Annotated in this window: 13 protein-coding genes; 2 read left to right on the top strand and 11 right to left on the bottom strand. The window is 68.8% G+C overall.

The features are described 5' to 3' along the window. Positions 1–163: 163 nt before the first annotated feature. The 11 genes from AOK23_RS06855 to AOK23_RS06805 all read right to left on the bottom strand — a co-directional run bounded on the left by AOK23_RS06855 (position 164) and on the right by AOK23_RS06805 (position 12,197). Positions 164–1,003 carry a shikimate dehydrogenase gene (locus AOK23_RS06855; protein WP_055711847.1) on the bottom strand — a complete coding sequence of 280 codons (840 nt, stop codon included), beginning with the start codon at positions 1,001–1,003 and terminating at the stop codon, positions 164–166. Next, positions 1,000–2,784, bottom strand: coding sequence for an endolytic transglycosylase MltG (gene mltG / locus AOK23_RS06850; protein ID WP_055711846.1), 1,785 nt, complete (start codon positions 2,782–2,784; stop codon positions 1,000–1,002). The genes AOK23_RS06855 and mltG overlap by 4 nt, the downstream gene beginning before the upstream one ends. A 123-nt stretch (positions 2,785–2,907) precedes the next feature. Further along, complete coding sequence (gene ruvX / locus AOK23_RS06845; RefSeq protein ID WP_206336136.1) at positions 2,908–3,405, bottom strand: Holliday junction resolvase RuvX; 498 nt, start codon at positions 3,403–3,405, stop codon at positions 2,908–2,910. A 5-nt stretch (positions 3,406–3,410) separates the two neighbouring features. Beyond that, the gene (gene alaS, locus AOK23_RS06840) at positions 3,411–6,083 is read right to left on the bottom strand and encodes an alanine--tRNA ligase (RefSeq protein WP_055711844.1); all 2,673 of its coding nucleotides are present in this window, start codon (positions 6,081–6,083) and stop codon (positions 3,411–3,413) included. Beyond that, on the bottom strand, positions 6,083–6,457 hold the full coding sequence (locus AOK23_RS06835) for a hypothetical protein (RefSeq protein ID WP_055516771.1): 375 nt from the start codon (positions 6,455–6,457) through the stop codon (positions 6,083–6,085). The genes alaS and AOK23_RS06835 overlap by 1 nt, the downstream gene beginning before the upstream one ends. Before the next feature lie 7 nt (positions 6,458–6,464). Then, positions 6,465–6,947 (bottom strand): DUF948 domain-containing protein, encoded by a 483-nt coding sequence (locus tag AOK23_RS06830; RefSeq protein WP_107102741.1) that lies wholly within the window; start codon positions 6,945–6,947, stop codon positions 6,465–6,467. Positions 6,948–7,100: 153 nt separating this feature from the next. Next, positions 7,101–7,715 (bottom strand): 30S ribosomal protein S4, encoded by a 615-nt coding sequence (gene rpsD, locus AOK23_RS06825; RefSeq protein WP_055537226.1) that lies wholly within the window; start codon positions 7,713–7,715, stop codon positions 7,101–7,103. Between the two features lie 300 nt (positions 7,716–8,015). Further along, positions 8,016–9,371 carry a replication-associated recombination protein A gene (locus tag AOK23_RS06820; protein WP_055711842.1) on the bottom strand — a complete coding sequence of 452 codons (1,356 nt, stop codon included), beginning with the start codon at positions 9,369–9,371 and terminating at the stop codon, positions 8,016–8,018. 48 nt (positions 9,372–9,419) lie between these two features. Further along, entirely contained in the window at positions 9,420–10,067 is a 648-nt protein-coding gene (locus AOK23_RS06815; RefSeq protein ID WP_055711841.1) for a vitamin K epoxide reductase family protein, read from the bottom strand. Between the two features lie 137 nt (positions 10,068–10,204). Continuing rightward, complete coding sequence (gene hisS / locus AOK23_RS06810) at positions 10,205–11,467, bottom strand: histidine--tRNA ligase (RefSeq protein WP_055711840.1); 1,263 nt, start codon at positions 11,465–11,467, stop codon at positions 10,205–10,207. A gap of 13 nt (positions 11,468–11,480) precedes the next feature. Next, positions 11,481–12,197: an MBL fold metallo-hydrolase gene (locus AOK23_RS06805; protein ID WP_055711839.1), complete on the bottom strand. Its 717-nt coding sequence runs from the start codon at positions 12,195–12,197 to the stop codon at positions 11,481–11,483. Positions 12,198–12,365: 168 nt separating this feature from the next. On the opposite strand from AOK23_RS06805, the gene AOK23_RS06800 reads away from it, so the two are divergent. Together AOK23_RS06800 and AOK23_RS06795 are read left to right on the top strand one after the other, a co-directional pair. Next, positions 12,366–13,202, top strand: coding sequence for a peptidylprolyl isomerase (locus AOK23_RS06800; RefSeq protein WP_055711838.1), 837 nt, complete (start codon positions 12,366–12,368; stop codon positions 13,200–13,202). Between the two features lie 135 nt (positions 13,203–13,337). After that, positions 13,338–14,567, top strand: a complete 1,230-nt coding sequence (locus AOK23_RS06795; RefSeq protein ID WP_055711837.1) for a DUF349 domain-containing protein — start codon at positions 13,338–13,340, stop codon at positions 14,565–14,567. The last annotated feature ends 62 nt before the right edge of the window (positions 14,568–14,629 follow it).

Below are 14,629 nucleotides of genomic sequence, written 5' to 3'. Positions count from 1 at the left end.
AGTGCTGTGACCGGAAAGGTTTGCCGGAAAGCTCGCGGCGTCCGGTGCGATGCCTCGCACGGCGGAGCATGACCCGCGTACTGGGACGTACTCGGGTCATGCGACAACGCCGCGAGGTGCCGTGCCGGGCGCCGCGAGCCGGTGCACCCTTCCGGTCACAGCACTAGCCCCGCTCGGCCAGGGCCCGTTCGCCCGCCTGCCGCATCGCGCCCACCGGGGCAGCCTTGCAGCCGGTCATCTGCTCGACCTGGAGAACCGCCTGGTGGACCAGCAGGTCGAGCCCGCTGACCACGGCGCCGCCGTACGCGGACCAGCGCGCCGCCAGCTCCGTGGGCCAGGGGTGGTACAGCACGTCGAACAGCGTCGTCGGCTGCTCCGGTACGGCCCCGGACAGTACATCCGTGGCCCCGGCCGGCGTCGTGGCGATCACCAGCGGAGCGCTCAGCGCCCGCTCGGCGTCCGCCCAGTCGGCCGTACGCACCTCGACGTCCAGCCGCTCGCCCCACTGCCGCATCTCGGCGGCCCGGGCGTCACTGCGCACGTACGCCACGACCTCACCGGTGCAGATCCGCGCGAGCGCGGCCAGCGCGGACGACGCGGTGGCTCCGGCACCGAGGATCGCGGCGGACTCGACCTGCTCGATACCACGCTCCCGCAGGGCCGCGACCATGCCGGGGATGTCGGTGTTGTCACCGATCCGCCGGCCGTCCTCGCCGAACACCAGCGTGTTGACCGCCTCCACCGACATCGCCGTCTCGCTGATCTCGTCCAGCAGCGGCATGACGGCCCGCTTCAGGGGCATCGTCAGCGACAGCCCCGCCCACTCGGGGCCGAGCTGCTCGACGAACGCGGGCAGCGCCTCCTCGTCGACCTCGAACCGGTCGTACGTCCAGTCGGTGAGCCCGAGTTCGGCGTAAGCGGCCCGGTGCAGCACGGGAGAGAGCGAGTGAGCGATCGGCGAACCGAGCACGGCGGCACGGTGCTTGCTGGTGGTGCGGCTCATTGCTCGTTCAGTTCCTTCAGGTACTTCTGGCGATTGCGGTTCTGCTCTTCGTTCGTCTCGGCGAACAGCGTCTCCTTCTTCAAGGAGACAAAGTAGTACCAGCCACCCTTGGCGGGATCGAGGGCTCCCTCGACCGCCTGGTCACCGGGGTTTCCGATGGGGCCGGGCGGCAGCCCCTTGATCTTGTACGTGTTGTACGGGTCGTCGATCCGCCGGAGCGAGTCGACCGAGCCCGTCGCCAGCTTGGATTCACCGCGCAGGTAGTTCACCGTCGAGTCGAAGTCGAGCAGACCGAAGGTCTCCTGGTTGGTCGGCTCAAGGCGGTTGTAGACGACCCGCGCGATCTTCCGGAAGTCCTTCTTGTTGTTGCCCTCGGCCTGCACGAGGCTCGCCACCGTGACCACCTGGAGCGGACTCTCCAGCTTGAGGCCCTTCGCCTTGCCTTCCAGGTCGAATTGCTCGTACTTCGCCTTCGCGAGGTCGACCATTTCCTTCAGGACGTCCTTGGGCTTCATCCCCTTGGCCACCGGATAGGTGGACGGGTAGAGGAATCCTTCCAGCGGATCCTTGATGTCCTCGTTGTCGTTCGCCCACTCGGGAAGGCCGAGCTTCGACCATTCCTTCTCGGCGACGCCGGCGGTGGTGCCCTTCTTGATCCCGAGTTCCTTGTCGATCAGGACGTAGACCTCGGCGTTCCGGAGACCTTCCCGGATGGTGAAGTTGTTCTGGCTCTTGGGATCGAGCATCAGGGCGAGGGCACTCTTGGCGGACATCTCCTTCTTGAGGATGTAAACGCCCACCTGGATCTGCGGTTTCGAGGGATCCTCCGCCAGCGCGGTGGTGAACGCCTCCACGCTCGCGACGACCCCGGCATCCTTCAACCGCTGCCCGATCACCGAGCCGAATTCGCCCTTGCCGACCGTGATCGTGACCGTCTCGTTCGTGCCGGATCCCTCGTAATCGGGAGCCTCACCGAAACGGCTTTGGTAGAACTGGTACCCGAAATAGCTGACGCCCGCGAAACCACCGCCGAGGACCACGACGACCACCAGGCAGGCGAGGCCGCTGCGGCGCTTCTTGCCGCCCTTGCCCGACTTGCCTCCGCGGCCTTTGCGTTCGCTCCGGCTGCCGCGCTCCTCGGCTTCGTCGTCATCGTCATCCGCGCCACCCGCGAAGAACGCGAGCTCGCCCTGGTCCGGTCCGGGGTCCCAGTCGGTGCGCTCGTCGGCCTGCTGCTCGGGCTCGGGCGCAGCCGGTGGGGTCGGCGCGGGTGCCGGTTCCGTGGAGCGACGGGACGGCGGCTCCGGCGGCGGATACGCGTCGGGCGTGCCGTAGAAGTCCTGCTGACCACCGCCGTAGGCCGCCGCCTGCTGTTGTCCGTACGGGTCGGAGGGGTCGGGGGTGTAGGCGCCCTGCGCGTGTTGGTGCGAGCCGTTCGCCCAGCCGCCGTCGGCCTGGCCGTAGTGCTGCTGGTCATGGCCGGGGTACTGCTGCTGGTGCTGGTCGGCGTACTGCTGCTGTCCCGGGTCGCCGTACTCCTGCTGGTACTGCTGCTGGGCGTAGGCGTCCTGCTGGCCGTTGCCCCAACCACCGTTGCCGTCGCCGTTGCCGTCGCCGTACTGCTGGTACTGCTGCTGCTCGGGGTAGTGCTGCTGTGGCTGGCCGCCGTAGGGGGCCTGCTGGCCCACCTGGGCCTGCTGCCCGCCCCATCCGCCGTCCCCGTACAACGGGTCGTCCGGATGCCACGGTTCGGAGCCTGGGCCCCGGCCATACTCAGTCATCGATCCCCTAGAGCCGCGAGGCGGCGGTCACGCGGGGCCTGTGGCTCGGTTTCGTCCCCGCCTCTTTTTGTGCGGTGGCTGTTCGAAGGCCACCGCATCGCGCGGAACGTTACCGTATCGCGATCAGATGACCACTTCGACGCCCTCGCCCGGAGCTTTGCCTGACATCCGTTCGGATTCCAACGCCTGTTGCAGGATGATCACGGCCGCTGCCTGGTCGATGACCGACCTGCCCTTCTTGGATTTCACACCCGAGGCACGCAGTCCTTGACCGGCCGTCACCGTGGTCATCCTCTCGTCGATGAGTCTGACCGGAACCGGCGCGATCATGCGGGCCAACTCCTGGGCGAAACCCCGTACCTTGACGGCCGCCGGACCCTCTCCGCCTTTCAGAGAGCGTGGCAGCCCGACGATTACCTCAATAGGTACGTATTCGTCGACCAGTTGCCTCAATCGCCGCTGGGCCGCCGGTACATCGCGTCCGGGAACCGTCTCGACCGGGGTGGCGAGGATCCCGTCGGGGTCGCAGGAGGCGACCCCGATACGGGCGTCCCCGACGTCGATCGCGAGGCGACGGCCGCGGCGCAGGGCCGGACCGTCACCTTCGCTCGTGTGATCCATGGTGCTCACTTGGCCGTCTCGGCGACCAGGCGTTCGACCGCGTCCACGGCCTCGCCGATGGCGGCCGGGTTCTGGCCGCCGCCCTGGGCGACGTCCGGCTTGCCGCCGCCACCGCCGCCGAGGGTCTTGGCGGCGGTGCGGACCAGGTCGCCGGCCTTCAGTCCGCGCTCGCGGGCGGCCTCGTTGGTGGCGATGACCGTCAGCGGCTTGCCGTTCGCCGTCGTGAACAGGGCGACCACGGCGGCCCGGCCGCCCTGGATGCGTCCGCGCACGTCGAGCACCAGCTTGCGGAGGTCGTCGGCGGTCGTGCCGTCCGGGACCTGACCGGTCACGAGCGCGACACCGCGAACGTCCTTGGCGGACTCGGCGAGACCGGCGGCAGCCTGCAGCACCTTCTCGGCGCGGAACTTCTCGATCTCCTTCTCGGCGTCCTTCAGCTTGCCGAGCATGGCGGAGACCTTCTCCGGGAGTTCCTCCGGGCGGCCCTTGATCAGCTCCTGGAGCTGGGCGACGACCGTGTGCTCACGGGCGAGGAAGTTGTAGGCGTCGACACCGACGAGGGCCTCGATACGGCGCACACCGGAGCCGATGGAGGACTCGCCGAGGAGCTTCACCAGGCCCAGCTGGGCGGTGTTGTGGACGTGCGTGCCACCGCACAGCTCCTTGGAGAAGTCACCGATGGTCACCACGCGGACGCGGTCGCCGTACTTCTCGCCGAACTCGGCGATGGCACCCTGCTTCTTGGCCTCGTCGATGCCCATGATCTCGGCGTGGACGTCGAGGTCGCGGGTGAGCACCTCGTTGATCTGCTGCTCGACGTCGGTCATCACGGCCGTCGGAACGGCGGACGGGGAGCCGAAGTCGAAGCGGAAACGGCCGGGCTGGTTCTCGGAACCGGCCTGGGCGGCCGTCGGGCCGAGGGCGTCCCGCAGCGCCTGGTGGGTGAGGTGCGTGGCGGAGTGGGCGCGGGCGATGGCCTTGCGGCGCAGGACGTCGATCGTGGCCTGGGCCTTGGCGCCGAGGGTCACCTCGCCGACCTGGACGACGCCCTTGTGGACGTACACGCCCGGTACCGGCTTCTGGCAGTCGCGGATCTCGATGACGGCACCGGAGTCGATCCTGATCCGGCCGGTGTCGCCGATCTGGCCGCCGCCCTCGGCGTAGAACGGGGTGCGGTCGAGGACGATCTCGACCTCGTCGCCCTCGGTGGCGGCGGGCGAGGAGACACCGTCGACGAGGATGCCGACGATCGTGGACTCGCCCTCGGTGCTGTCGTAGCCGATGAAGTCGGTCTCGCCGGAGTTGTCGGCGATCTCGCGGTAGGCGCCGAGGTCGGCGTGGCCGGTCTTCTTGGCCTTGGCGTCGGCCTTGGCGCGCTCCCGCTGCTCCTTCATCAGGCGGCGGAAGCCGTCCTCGTCCACGGAAAGGCCCTGCTCGGCGGCCATCTCCAGGGTGAGGTCGATCGGGAAGCCCCAGGTGTCGTGGAGCAGGAACGCCTTGTCACCGGCGAGGACCTTGCCGCCGGCGGCCTTGGTGTCCGTGACGGCGGTGTCGAGGATGTTGGTGCCGGCCTTCAGCGTCTTGAGGAAGGCGGCCTCCTCGGCGAGGGCGACCTTCTCGATGCGCTCGCGGTCGGTGATCAGCTCGGGGTACTGCTGGCCCATCATGCCGATGACGACGTCGATGAGGTCCTGGACGACCGGGCCGGTGGCGCCGAGGAGACGCATGTTGCGGATGGCGCGGCGCATGATGCGGCGCAGGACGTAGCCACGGCCCTCGTTGCCGGGGGTGACGCCGTCGCCGATGAGCATCACGGCGGTGCGGATGTGGTCGGTGACCACGCGCAGGGAGACGTCGGAGTCCTTGGCGTCGCCGTAGCGGACGCCGGTCAGCTCGGTGGCCTTGTCGATGACGGCCATGGAGGTGTCGATCTCGTACATGTTCTGCACGCCCTGCAGAATCATGGCGAGACGCTCCAGGCCGAGGCCCGTGTCGATGTTCTTGCTGGGGAGCTCGCCGAGGATCTCGAAGTCCTCCTTCGAGGTGCCCTCGCCGCGCTCGTACTGCATGAAGACCAGGTTCCAGATCTCCACGTACCGCTCGTCGTTGACGGCCGGGCCGCCCTCGACGCCGAACTCGGGGCCGCGGTCGTAGTTGATCTCGGAGCACGGGCCGCAGGGGCCGGGGACGCCCATGGACCAGTAGTTGTCCTTCATGCCGAGGCGCTGGATGCGCTCCTTGGGCACGCCGATCTGCTCGTGCCAGATGCGCTCGGCCTCGTCGTCGTCCTTGTAGACGGTGATCCAGAGCTTCTCCGGCTCCAGGCCGTAACCACCCTTGTCCTGGGGGCTGGTGAGCAGCTCCCAGGCGTACTTGATGGCGCCTTCCTTGAAGTAGTCGCCGAAGGAGAAGTTGCCGCACATCTGGAAGAACGTGCCGTGCCGGGTGGTCTTGCCGACCTCTTCGATGTCCGGCGTACGGACGCACTTCTGCACGCTGGTGGCGCGGGCGAAGGAGGGCTTGACCTCACCGAGGAAGTACGGCTTGAAGGGGACCATGCCCGCGTTGACCAGGAGCAGAGTCGGGTCGTCCGCGATGAGCGACGCCGAAGGGACAACGGTGTGACCGCGCTCCTCGAAGAAGCTCAACCAGCGGCGACGAATCTCGGCCGACTCCATCAGTGGTCCTCATTCCGGTTGTACGGGTACGACGAGTTGTCGACGTACCTCGGATTCCTGCTGTACTTCGGGGTGTTGCTGTTCTCGATGGCGACGACGCGCCGGGGGGCCGGGAGTTCCGGAAGGTGATCGGGGTTGGCCTCGATACCGAGGGCCTCACCCAGTTCGGCCTCCCGCTGGGCCATGTTGTCGCGGACGTCGAGCGCGAAGCCGACCGCCCGGTCCTTGAGCTTGTGGCCCGCCTCGATCGCCTTGTTCGCCGCCTGGGTGGCGAGGTGTTCGGGCGTGAGCTGCTTCAGCTTGCGGTTGACCTTGGTGGTCGCCCACACTCCGGCGGCGACACCGGTGGTGAACCAGAACGTACGGCGGAACATCGCTCGGTCAGTCCTTCTTTCCACGGGTGCTGCGCTTGCTCCGACGGGCCCCCGGGACCGTGCGGCCCACGATCACCGTACGCCGCCGGTCCCCGGGTGCCTCGCCCTCGCGGCGGCGACCGATGGCCCGGCGCACGCCGTAGCCGAAGGCGGCGACCTTGACGAGGGGGCCGCCGAAGGTGGAGGCGACGGTGGTGGAGAGCGCCGAGGCGTTCGACGTGACCTCCTGGACGTCGGACGCGATGGCGTCGACCCGGTCGATCTGGGTCTGCGCGGAGCGGACGGCTGTGGAGGCGTCGGCGAGCAGGGGGACGGCCTGGTCGGTCACGTCCGCGACGAGTTTGGTGGTCGCCTTGAGCGTCTGGGCCAGCCTCGCCAGCGCGACGGCGAGGAAGGAGACCAGGATCGCCCAGAAGACGGCCACCAGGATCCCGGCCACCTCTCCACCGGACACTGTGTGCCACCCGCTCCCTGAGACATGCCTGAACATCGAGAAGTCGTGTCCCGAGCCTATCGCGCCGGGGCGGTCACTCCGAACCGCATTAATGCCCACCGCAGAAGGCGAGAGCCCGCCGTCCCGCCCGCCGGGAGAGGCGGGAGGACGACGGGCTGACGCGTGGTCCGTACTACGTCCGTCGAAGGATCAACGGGCGTAGTACTCGACGACGAGCTGCTCGTCGCAGATGACCGGGACTTCCTTGCGGTTGGGCTCGCGGTCCAGGCGGAACGCCAGGGCCTTGAGGTTCACCTGGAGGTAGCGCGGGGTCTCACCGTCCGCGGCGAAGCCACCCTCGCGGGCGATCTCGAACAGCGGCTTCTGACGGCTGCGCTCACGGACCATGACGACGTCGTCCGGCTTGACGCGGAAGGACGGCTTGTCGACCTTCTGGCCGTTGACCTCGATGTGGCCGTGGACGACCATCTGGCGGGCCTGGTAGATCGTGCGGGCGATGCCCGAACGCAGGACCAGCGCGTCGAGACGGCGCTCGAGCTCGATGATCAGGGCCTCACCGGTCTTGCCCTGGACCTTGGAGGCACGCTCGTAGGCGCGGACGAGCTGGCGCTCGGACACGTCGTACTGCGCGCGCAGACGCTGCTTCTCCAGCAGACGGACCTTGTAGTCCGAGTTCTGCTTGCGGCCGCGGCCGTGCTCGCCCGGCGGGTAGGGACGGGCCTCGAAGTACTTGACGGCCTTCGGGGTCAGCGCGATGCCGAGGGCACGCGACTTCTTGACCTTGGGGCGGGACTGGTTCGCCACTGTTTTTCCTTTTCCTGTGTTCGGCTGCCTCAGGGTTACGGGAGGTCGCATCCGCAGCCGGGGATTCCCATCAGGTCCACGAGGGACTTCCGGGCAGCCGCTCCCTGGTCTGGGCACATACGTGCAGCACACGAACGGCCCACCGACCGGTCCCGGGAATCCGGGTGGTGGTGGGCGGCCCGCGACACCTACGACGGTGCGCGACGCTCCTGGATCCGAGGATCCGGCTGGATGTCCCGCCTGAGGCGCCGACCGGAGCCGGACACGGGACGCAGCACTGAAGGGCAGTCTACAGGGGGTTCAGGACTGCTTCCGACCGAGGTGCTTCCTGGTCCATTCCACGGCGTCCGCGTACCGGGCCTCGGCTCCGTGCCGGGTCGGGGTGTAGTACTCGCGGTCCTTGAGGGCGTCCGGCGCGTACTGCTGGGTGGCGATCCCCTCGGGCAGGTCGTGCGGGTACACGTACCCCTGGGCGTGGCCGAGCTTGGCGGCGCCCTTGTAGTGGCCGTCCCGCAGGTGCGGCGGCACCGGCCCGGCCAGTCCCTTGCGTACGTCCTCCATGGCGGCGCCGATCGCGGTGGTCGCCGCGTTCGACTTGGGGGCGAGGGCGAGGGCGATGGTGGCGTGGCTGAGGGTGAGCGCCGCCTCCGGGAAGCCGATCATGGCGACGGCCTGAGCGGCGGCGACGGCTATGGGCAGGGCATTCGGGTCGGCGAGGCCGATGTCCTCGCTGGCGGAGATCATCAGACGGCGGGCGATGAAGCGGGGGTCCTCGCCGGCCTCGATCATGCGGGCCAGGTAGTGCAGCGCGGCGTCGACGTCGGAGCCGCGGATGGACTTGATGAGGGCGCTGGCCACGTCGTAGTGCTGGTCGCCGTCGCGGTCGTACTTCACGGCGGCCCGGTCGACGGTCTCCTCCAGGGTCGTCAGGCCGATCTCCCGCTCCCCCTTGTCGAGGGCGGCGCCGGCCGCGGCCTCCAGGGCGGTCAGGGCGCGCCGGGCGTCGCCGCCGGCGATGCGCAGGAGGTGGGCCTCGGTGTCCTCGGGGAGGGTGACGGCGCCCTTGAGGCCGCGTTCGTCGGTGAGGGCCCGCTGGAGGAGGCCGCGCACGTCGTCGTCGGTGAGGGGTTCGAGGGTGAGGAGCAGGGAGCGGGAGAGCAGGGGGGAGATCACCGAGAAGTACGGGTTCTCCGTGGTCGCGGCGATCAGGGTGACCCAGCGGTTCTCGACGGCCGGGAGGAGGGAGTCCTGCTGGGCCTTGCTGAAGCGGTGGATCTCGTCGAGGAAGAGGACGGTCTCCTTGCCGAAGCCGCCGGTGGCGCGGCGGGCGCCGTCGATGACCGCGCGGACCTCCTTGACGCCGGCGGTGATCGCGGAGAGCTCCACGAAACGCTTGTTGGTGGCCTTGGAGACGACGTACGCGAGGGTCGTCTTGCCCGTGCCGGGCGGGCCCCAGAGGATCACCGAGGAGGGTCCGGCGGGTCCGCCGCCGGACTCGCCGACCAGTCTGCGCAGGGGCGAGCCGGGCTTCAGCAGATGCTGCTGGCCCACGACCTCGTCGAGGGTGCGCGGACGCATCCGCACGGCCAGGGGGCTGGCGGCCGGGTCCTTCTCCTGGCGTTCTTCGGCGGCGGCGGTGAACAGATCGGGCTCCACACTTCCGGAGCCTACGTCAGAGGTACGACACTCCCCGCCTCGACCGGGTCAGGCCCAGAGGTTGGCGCCCCAGCGGGTCAGGATCAGCATGCCGATGATGCCCACGTGGGTGACCGGCAGGACCCAGGTGAACTCGCCGAGGAACCGCTTCAGCCAGCCGGGGGCGGGCAGGAAGTCGTGGCGGACGTTGAACGAGGTCACGTACCAGAACATGGTGATCGTCGCGACCCAGGCCAGTGAGCACCACAGGCACAGCGCGTTGATCCGGTACAGGGACTGGAACTGCAGCCAGGTACAGAAAGCGACGCCGAAGAGGGTGCCGCCGTTGAAGGTCAGCCAGTACCAGCGGGGGAAGCGGGCGCCTGCGAGCAGGCTCATGCCGACGCAGATGACGATGCCGTAGGCGACGAGGCCGAGCATCGGGTTGGGGAAGCCGAAGACGGAGGCCTGCTTGCTCTCCATGACGCTGCCGCAGGAGACGACCGGGTTCAGGCTGCACCCGGGCGTGAACGTCTCGCCCGCGACCTTGGCTTCGAGGATCTTGAACTTGTCGATCGTGATGACCCAGGCGGCGAGCAGTCCGGCCGCGCCGGTGAGCACCAGCAGGACCGCGAAGGCACGACTGCCGCCCACCGTGCGCGGGGAGTCGTCGTGTTCCGGTTCCATGGAGACGTCCCTGACTGTCGTCTTGCTCATCACGTCGTATCCGTAGCTTCCGAAGGGCCTTTGGGGCACGGTCATTGTGTCGTACACCCTCGCGCGTCCACCGTTCGCTGGACGTAAATGTCGCCCCCGTCGCCCGGATCGGGCGACGGGGGCGGCATCGGCTTGACTCAGCCCAGTCGGGCTTCCAGCTCGGCCACGATCTCGTTCACGCCGATCGCCACCTGCTCGCCGGACTCCATGTCCTTGAGCTGCACGAGACCTTCGGCGAGGTCCCGCTCCCCCGCGACGATCGCGTAGCGGGCGCCGCTGCGGTTGGCGTTCTTCATCGCGCCCTTGAGGCCCTTCCCACCGTACGAGAAGTCGGCCGCGATGCCCACCTTGCGCAACTCGGTGACCTTGGCGAACAGGACCCTGCGGGCCTCCTCGCCGAGCGGGACGGCGAACACGCTGGTGGAGGCGGGGAGTTCCAGCTCGACGCCCTCCGCTTCCAGGGCGAGGACCGTGCGGTCGACACCGAGGGCCCAGCCGACGGACGGCAGCGCGGGGCCGCCGATCATCTCGGACAGACCGTCGTAGCGGCCGCCGCCGCCCACCGCGGACTGGGAGCCCAGTCCGTCGTGCACGAACTCGAAGGTCGTGCGCGTGTAGTAGTCCAGGCCGCGGACCAGCTTGGGGTCGTCCTCGAAGGAGACGCCCGCCGCCGTGATCAGCTCGCGCACCTCCTCGTGGTACGCCTTGCAGGCGTCGCACAGGTAGTCACGCAGCAGCGGGGCGTCACCGAGCTGCTTCTGCACCGACTCGCGCTTGTCGTCGAGGACGCGGAGCGGGTTGATGTCCGCGCGGCGCAGCGTGTCCTCGTCGAGGTCCAGGCCGCGCAGGAACTCCTGCAGCGCGGCCCGGTAGACGGGACGGCACTCCTTGTCGCCCAGGCTGTTCAGCAGGATGCGGAAGTTCCTGAGGCCGAGTGAGCGGTACGCCTGGTCGGCCAGGATGATCAACTCGGCGTCCAGCGCCGGGTCCTCGGCCCCGATGGCCTCGGCACCGACCTGGGAGAAGTGGCGGTAGCGGCCCTTCTGGGGGCGTTCGTAGCGGTAGTAGGAGCCCGAGTACCAGAGCTTGACCGGGAGGTTGCCCACCTTGTGCAGGTTGGCCTCCAGGGCCGCGCGCAGCACGGAGGCGGTTCCCTCCGGACGCAGGGCGAGCTTGGTGCCGCCCTTGGTCTCGAAGGCGTACATCTCCTTGGTCACGATGTCGGTGGACTCCCCGACACCGCGTGCGAACAGCTCGACGCTCTCGAAACCGGGCGTCTCGATGTAGCCGTAGCCGGAGTTGCGCAGCGGCGTGGCGATGGCCTCGCGGACGGCCAGGTACTTGGCGCTGTCCGGCGGCAGCAGGTCGTACGTGCCCTTGGGGGCCTGGAAGGTACTCACGGAAGGTCTCTCGTCACATTCCTCGTCGGGGAGGGGTCGTCGGACCCGTTCCCTGGCCGCCGGCCGCCACCTGCCGCAGATACGGGTTGGTGGCGCGCTCCTGGCCGATGGTCGTCTGGGGGCCGTGGCCGGACAGCACCACGGTCGAGTCGTCGAGCGGCAGGCACACGCGGGCCAGCGAGTCGAGCATCTCGGCCATGTCGCCGCCGGGCAGGTCGGTGCGTCCGATGGAGCCGGCGAAGAGCAGATCCCCGGAGAAGAACACGGAGGGGATCTCCGTGGTCTCGGGCATCCGGAAGGTCACCGACCCCTTGGTATGGCCGGGCGCGTGCGCGACGGACAGCTCCAGACCGGCCAGCTCCAGCTTCGAGCCGTCGGTCAGCTCCTTGACGTCGCCGGGCTCGCCGATGGTCAGCTCGCCCATGAGCGGCATGCCGATGGAGCGGCCGAGCGCCTTCTCGGGGTGGCTCATCATGTACCGGTCCTCGGGATGGATCCACGCCGGTACGTCGTGCGCGCCGCACACCGGGACGACCGAGGCCACATGGTCGAGGTGGCCGTGGGTGAGGACGACGGCGACGGGCTTGAGCCGATGCTTCTTCAGCGTCTCCTCGACTCCCTGGGTGGCCTGGTGGCCCGGGTCGATGATCACGCACTCCTCACCGGCGGCGGGGGCGACCAGATAACAGTTGGTCCCCCAGGCCCCGGCGGGGAACCCGGCAATGAGCACGATCGTCCTTCTTGTGTCGTACGAGGGGTGGGTTGCTGTGGATCAGAGCCTACCGGCGCTGCCGTTTCCTCAGCGAACCCATATACGGTACGGGTCACACACAATCAGTCGGCTCACGAGACGCGCGACGCACCCGTCGACGTACGAGACGCATAGGGAGAGAACCCGGTGGTCAGCCAGGAGCAGCGGCGGCGTCAGCTCGCCCGGGAGAAGTTCTTGCGGCAGCAGCAGCGGCGTACCCAGGCCCGGCGCAAGGCACATGTCCGCAACGCCGTGATCGCCTCGGTTCTCGGCGTGATCCTGGTCGGCAGCCTCGCGCTGTACACGACCGGGGTCCTGAAGGACGACGGCAAGAAGGAGAACGCCAGCTCGGAGGTGTCGCCCAGCCCCAAGCCCAGCAAGGCGCCGGATCCGTGCGAGAAGCCGGCCGCGGGCAAGGTGAAGGAACTCACCTTCAAGAAGGAACCCGCGATCACCATCGACAAGACCGCGAAGTACACGATGGACCTGCAGACGACCTGCGGTTCCATCGGGATAACGATGGACGCGGCGAAGGCCCCGCACACCGTCAACTCGTTCGACTTCCTGGTGAACAAGGGCTACCTGGACCACACCAAGTGCCACCGTCTCACCACGCAGGGCATCTACGTGCTCCAGTGCGGGGACCCGAAGGGCACCGGCATGGGCGGCCCTGGCTACACGATCCCGGACGAGAACCTGAAGGACTCGCGTCTGAAGGGCAATACGTACCCGGCGGGCACGGTCGCGATGGCGAACCAGTTCAACGCTCAGACCGGTGAGGGCAAGAACAGCGGCGGCAGCCAGTTCTTCCTGGTGTTCCAGGACAGCCCGCTGCCGGCGAACTACACCCCGTTCGGCACGGTCACCAAGGACGGCATGAAGGTCCTGAAGAAGATCGCCGACGCGGGTGAGAACACGGGCATGGGTGATGGGACGCCCAACGCGACCGTGGTGATCAACAAGGCCACTGTCAAGAAGTCCTGACCGCCAACAGCGAAATTTCGGTCGCGCGGGATGCGGACAGGCAACCCGCCGGTCGCCTATGTTGGCCGTGACGAAACTGTGGACGATGCCCGGGGGAGCCAAGGCCCCCCGCAGGCATCATGTGGAGGAGGCGCTGTGAGCAGCGACCCGTGGGGCCGCGTCGACGAGACGGGGACCGTGTACGTGCGTACGGCCGACGGCGAACAGGTCGTCGGTTCCTGGCAGGCCGGCTCCCCCGAGGAGGCGCTGGCCTACTTCGAGCGCAAGTACGAGGGCCTGGTCGTCGAAATCGGCCTCCTCGAGAAGCGGGTGAAGACCACCGACCTGTCGGCGAAGGACGCCCAGGCCGCGATCGACCACATTCGCGAGCAGGTGGACGCGCATCACGCGGTCGGTGACCTGGACGCGCTCAAGGTGCGGCTGGACAAGCTCGTCGAGACCGTCGAGGCGCGCCGTGAGGAGCGCAAGCAGCAGCGGGCGAAGCAGTCCGACGAGGCGCGGCACGCCAAGGAGGCACTGGTCACCGAGGCGGAGGAGCTGGCGCAGTCGGACCAGTGGCGGGCGGCCGGTGAGCGGCTGCGCGCTCTGGTGGACACATGGAAGGGCCTGCCGCGGCTCGACCGGAAGTCCGACGACGAGCTCTGGCACCGCTTCTCGCACGCCCGGTCGGCGTTCTCCAAGCGCCGCAAGGCCCACTTCGCGCAGCTCGACGCGCAGCGCGAGGAGGCCCGCAAGACGAAGGAGAAGCTGGTCGCCGAGGCCGAGGCGCTGTCGAACTCGACGGACTGGGGCCCCACGGCCGCGCGCTACCGCGAGCTGATGGCCGACTGGAAGGCGGCGGGCCGCGCCCAGCGCGAGCACGAGGACGACCTGTGGAACCGCTTCCGCGGCGCCCAGGACGTGTTCTTCGCCGCCCGCAGCTCGGTGTTCGCCGAGCGTGACGCCGAGCAGTCGGAGAACCTCAAGCTCAAGGAGGAGCTGGCCGGCGAGGCGGAGAAGATCCTTCCGGTGACGGACCTGAAGGCGGCCCGTGCTGCCTTCCGCTCGGTCAACGAGCGGTGGGAGGCCATCGGCCATGTGCCGCGCGACGCCCGCCCGAAGGTGGAGGGCCGGATGCACGCGGTCGAGCGGGCCATCCAGGAGGCCGAGGAAGCGGAGTGGCGCCGGACGAACCCGGAGGCCCGCGCCCGCGCGGCCGGTCTCACGGGCCAGCTCCAGGCCGCCGTGGACAAGCTGACGGGCCAGATCGAGCAGGCCCGTGCCCAGGGCAACAACGCCAAGGCCGACAAGCTCCAGCGTGAGCTGGACGGCCGCCAGGCGCTGCTGGACCAGGCGCTGAAGGGTCTGCAGGAGTTCGGCGGCTGACGCCGCGTGCTCAACGACGAGTGAGGGGCTCCCGTACGGTGCGTACGGGAGCCCCTCACTCG

The sequence above is a fragment of the Streptomyces torulosus genome (assembly GCF_001419765.1).
Classification (GTDB): domain Bacteria; phylum Actinomycetota; class Actinomycetes; order Streptomycetales; family Streptomycetaceae; genus Streptomyces; species Streptomyces torulosus.
The sequence above is the reverse complement of the archived record's forward strand: the minus strand, read 5'-3'. Positions and strand labels throughout refer to the sequence as shown.

Coding starts and splice junctions, on each gene's coding strand:
- AOK23_RS06815 (WP_055711841.1), bottom strand. CDS start 10,067: ATGAGCAAGACGACAGTCAGGGACGTCTCCATGGAACCGGAACACGAC.
- AOK23_RS06830 (WP_107102741.1), bottom strand. CDS start 6,947: ATGTTCAGGCATGTCTCAGGGAGCGGGTGGCACACAGTGTCCGGTGGA.
- ruvX (WP_206336136.1), bottom strand. CDS start 3,405: ATGGATCACACGAGCGAAGGTGACGGTCCGGCCCTGCGCCGCGGCCGT.
- alaS (WP_055711844.1), bottom strand. CDS start 6,083: ATGGAGTCGGCCGAGATTCGTCGCCGCTGGTTGAGCTTCTTCGAGGAG.
- AOK23_RS06835 (WP_055516771.1), bottom strand. CDS start 6,457: ATGTTCCGCCGTACGTTCTGGTTCACCACCGGTGTCGCCGCCGGAGTG.
- mltG (WP_055711846.1), bottom strand. CDS start 2,784: ATGACTGAGTATGGCCGGGGCCCAGGCTCCGAACCGTGGCATCCGGAC.
- AOK23_RS06855 (WP_055711847.1), bottom strand. CDS start 1,003: ATGAGCCGCACCACCAGCAAGCACCGTGCCGCCGTGCTCGGTTCGCCG.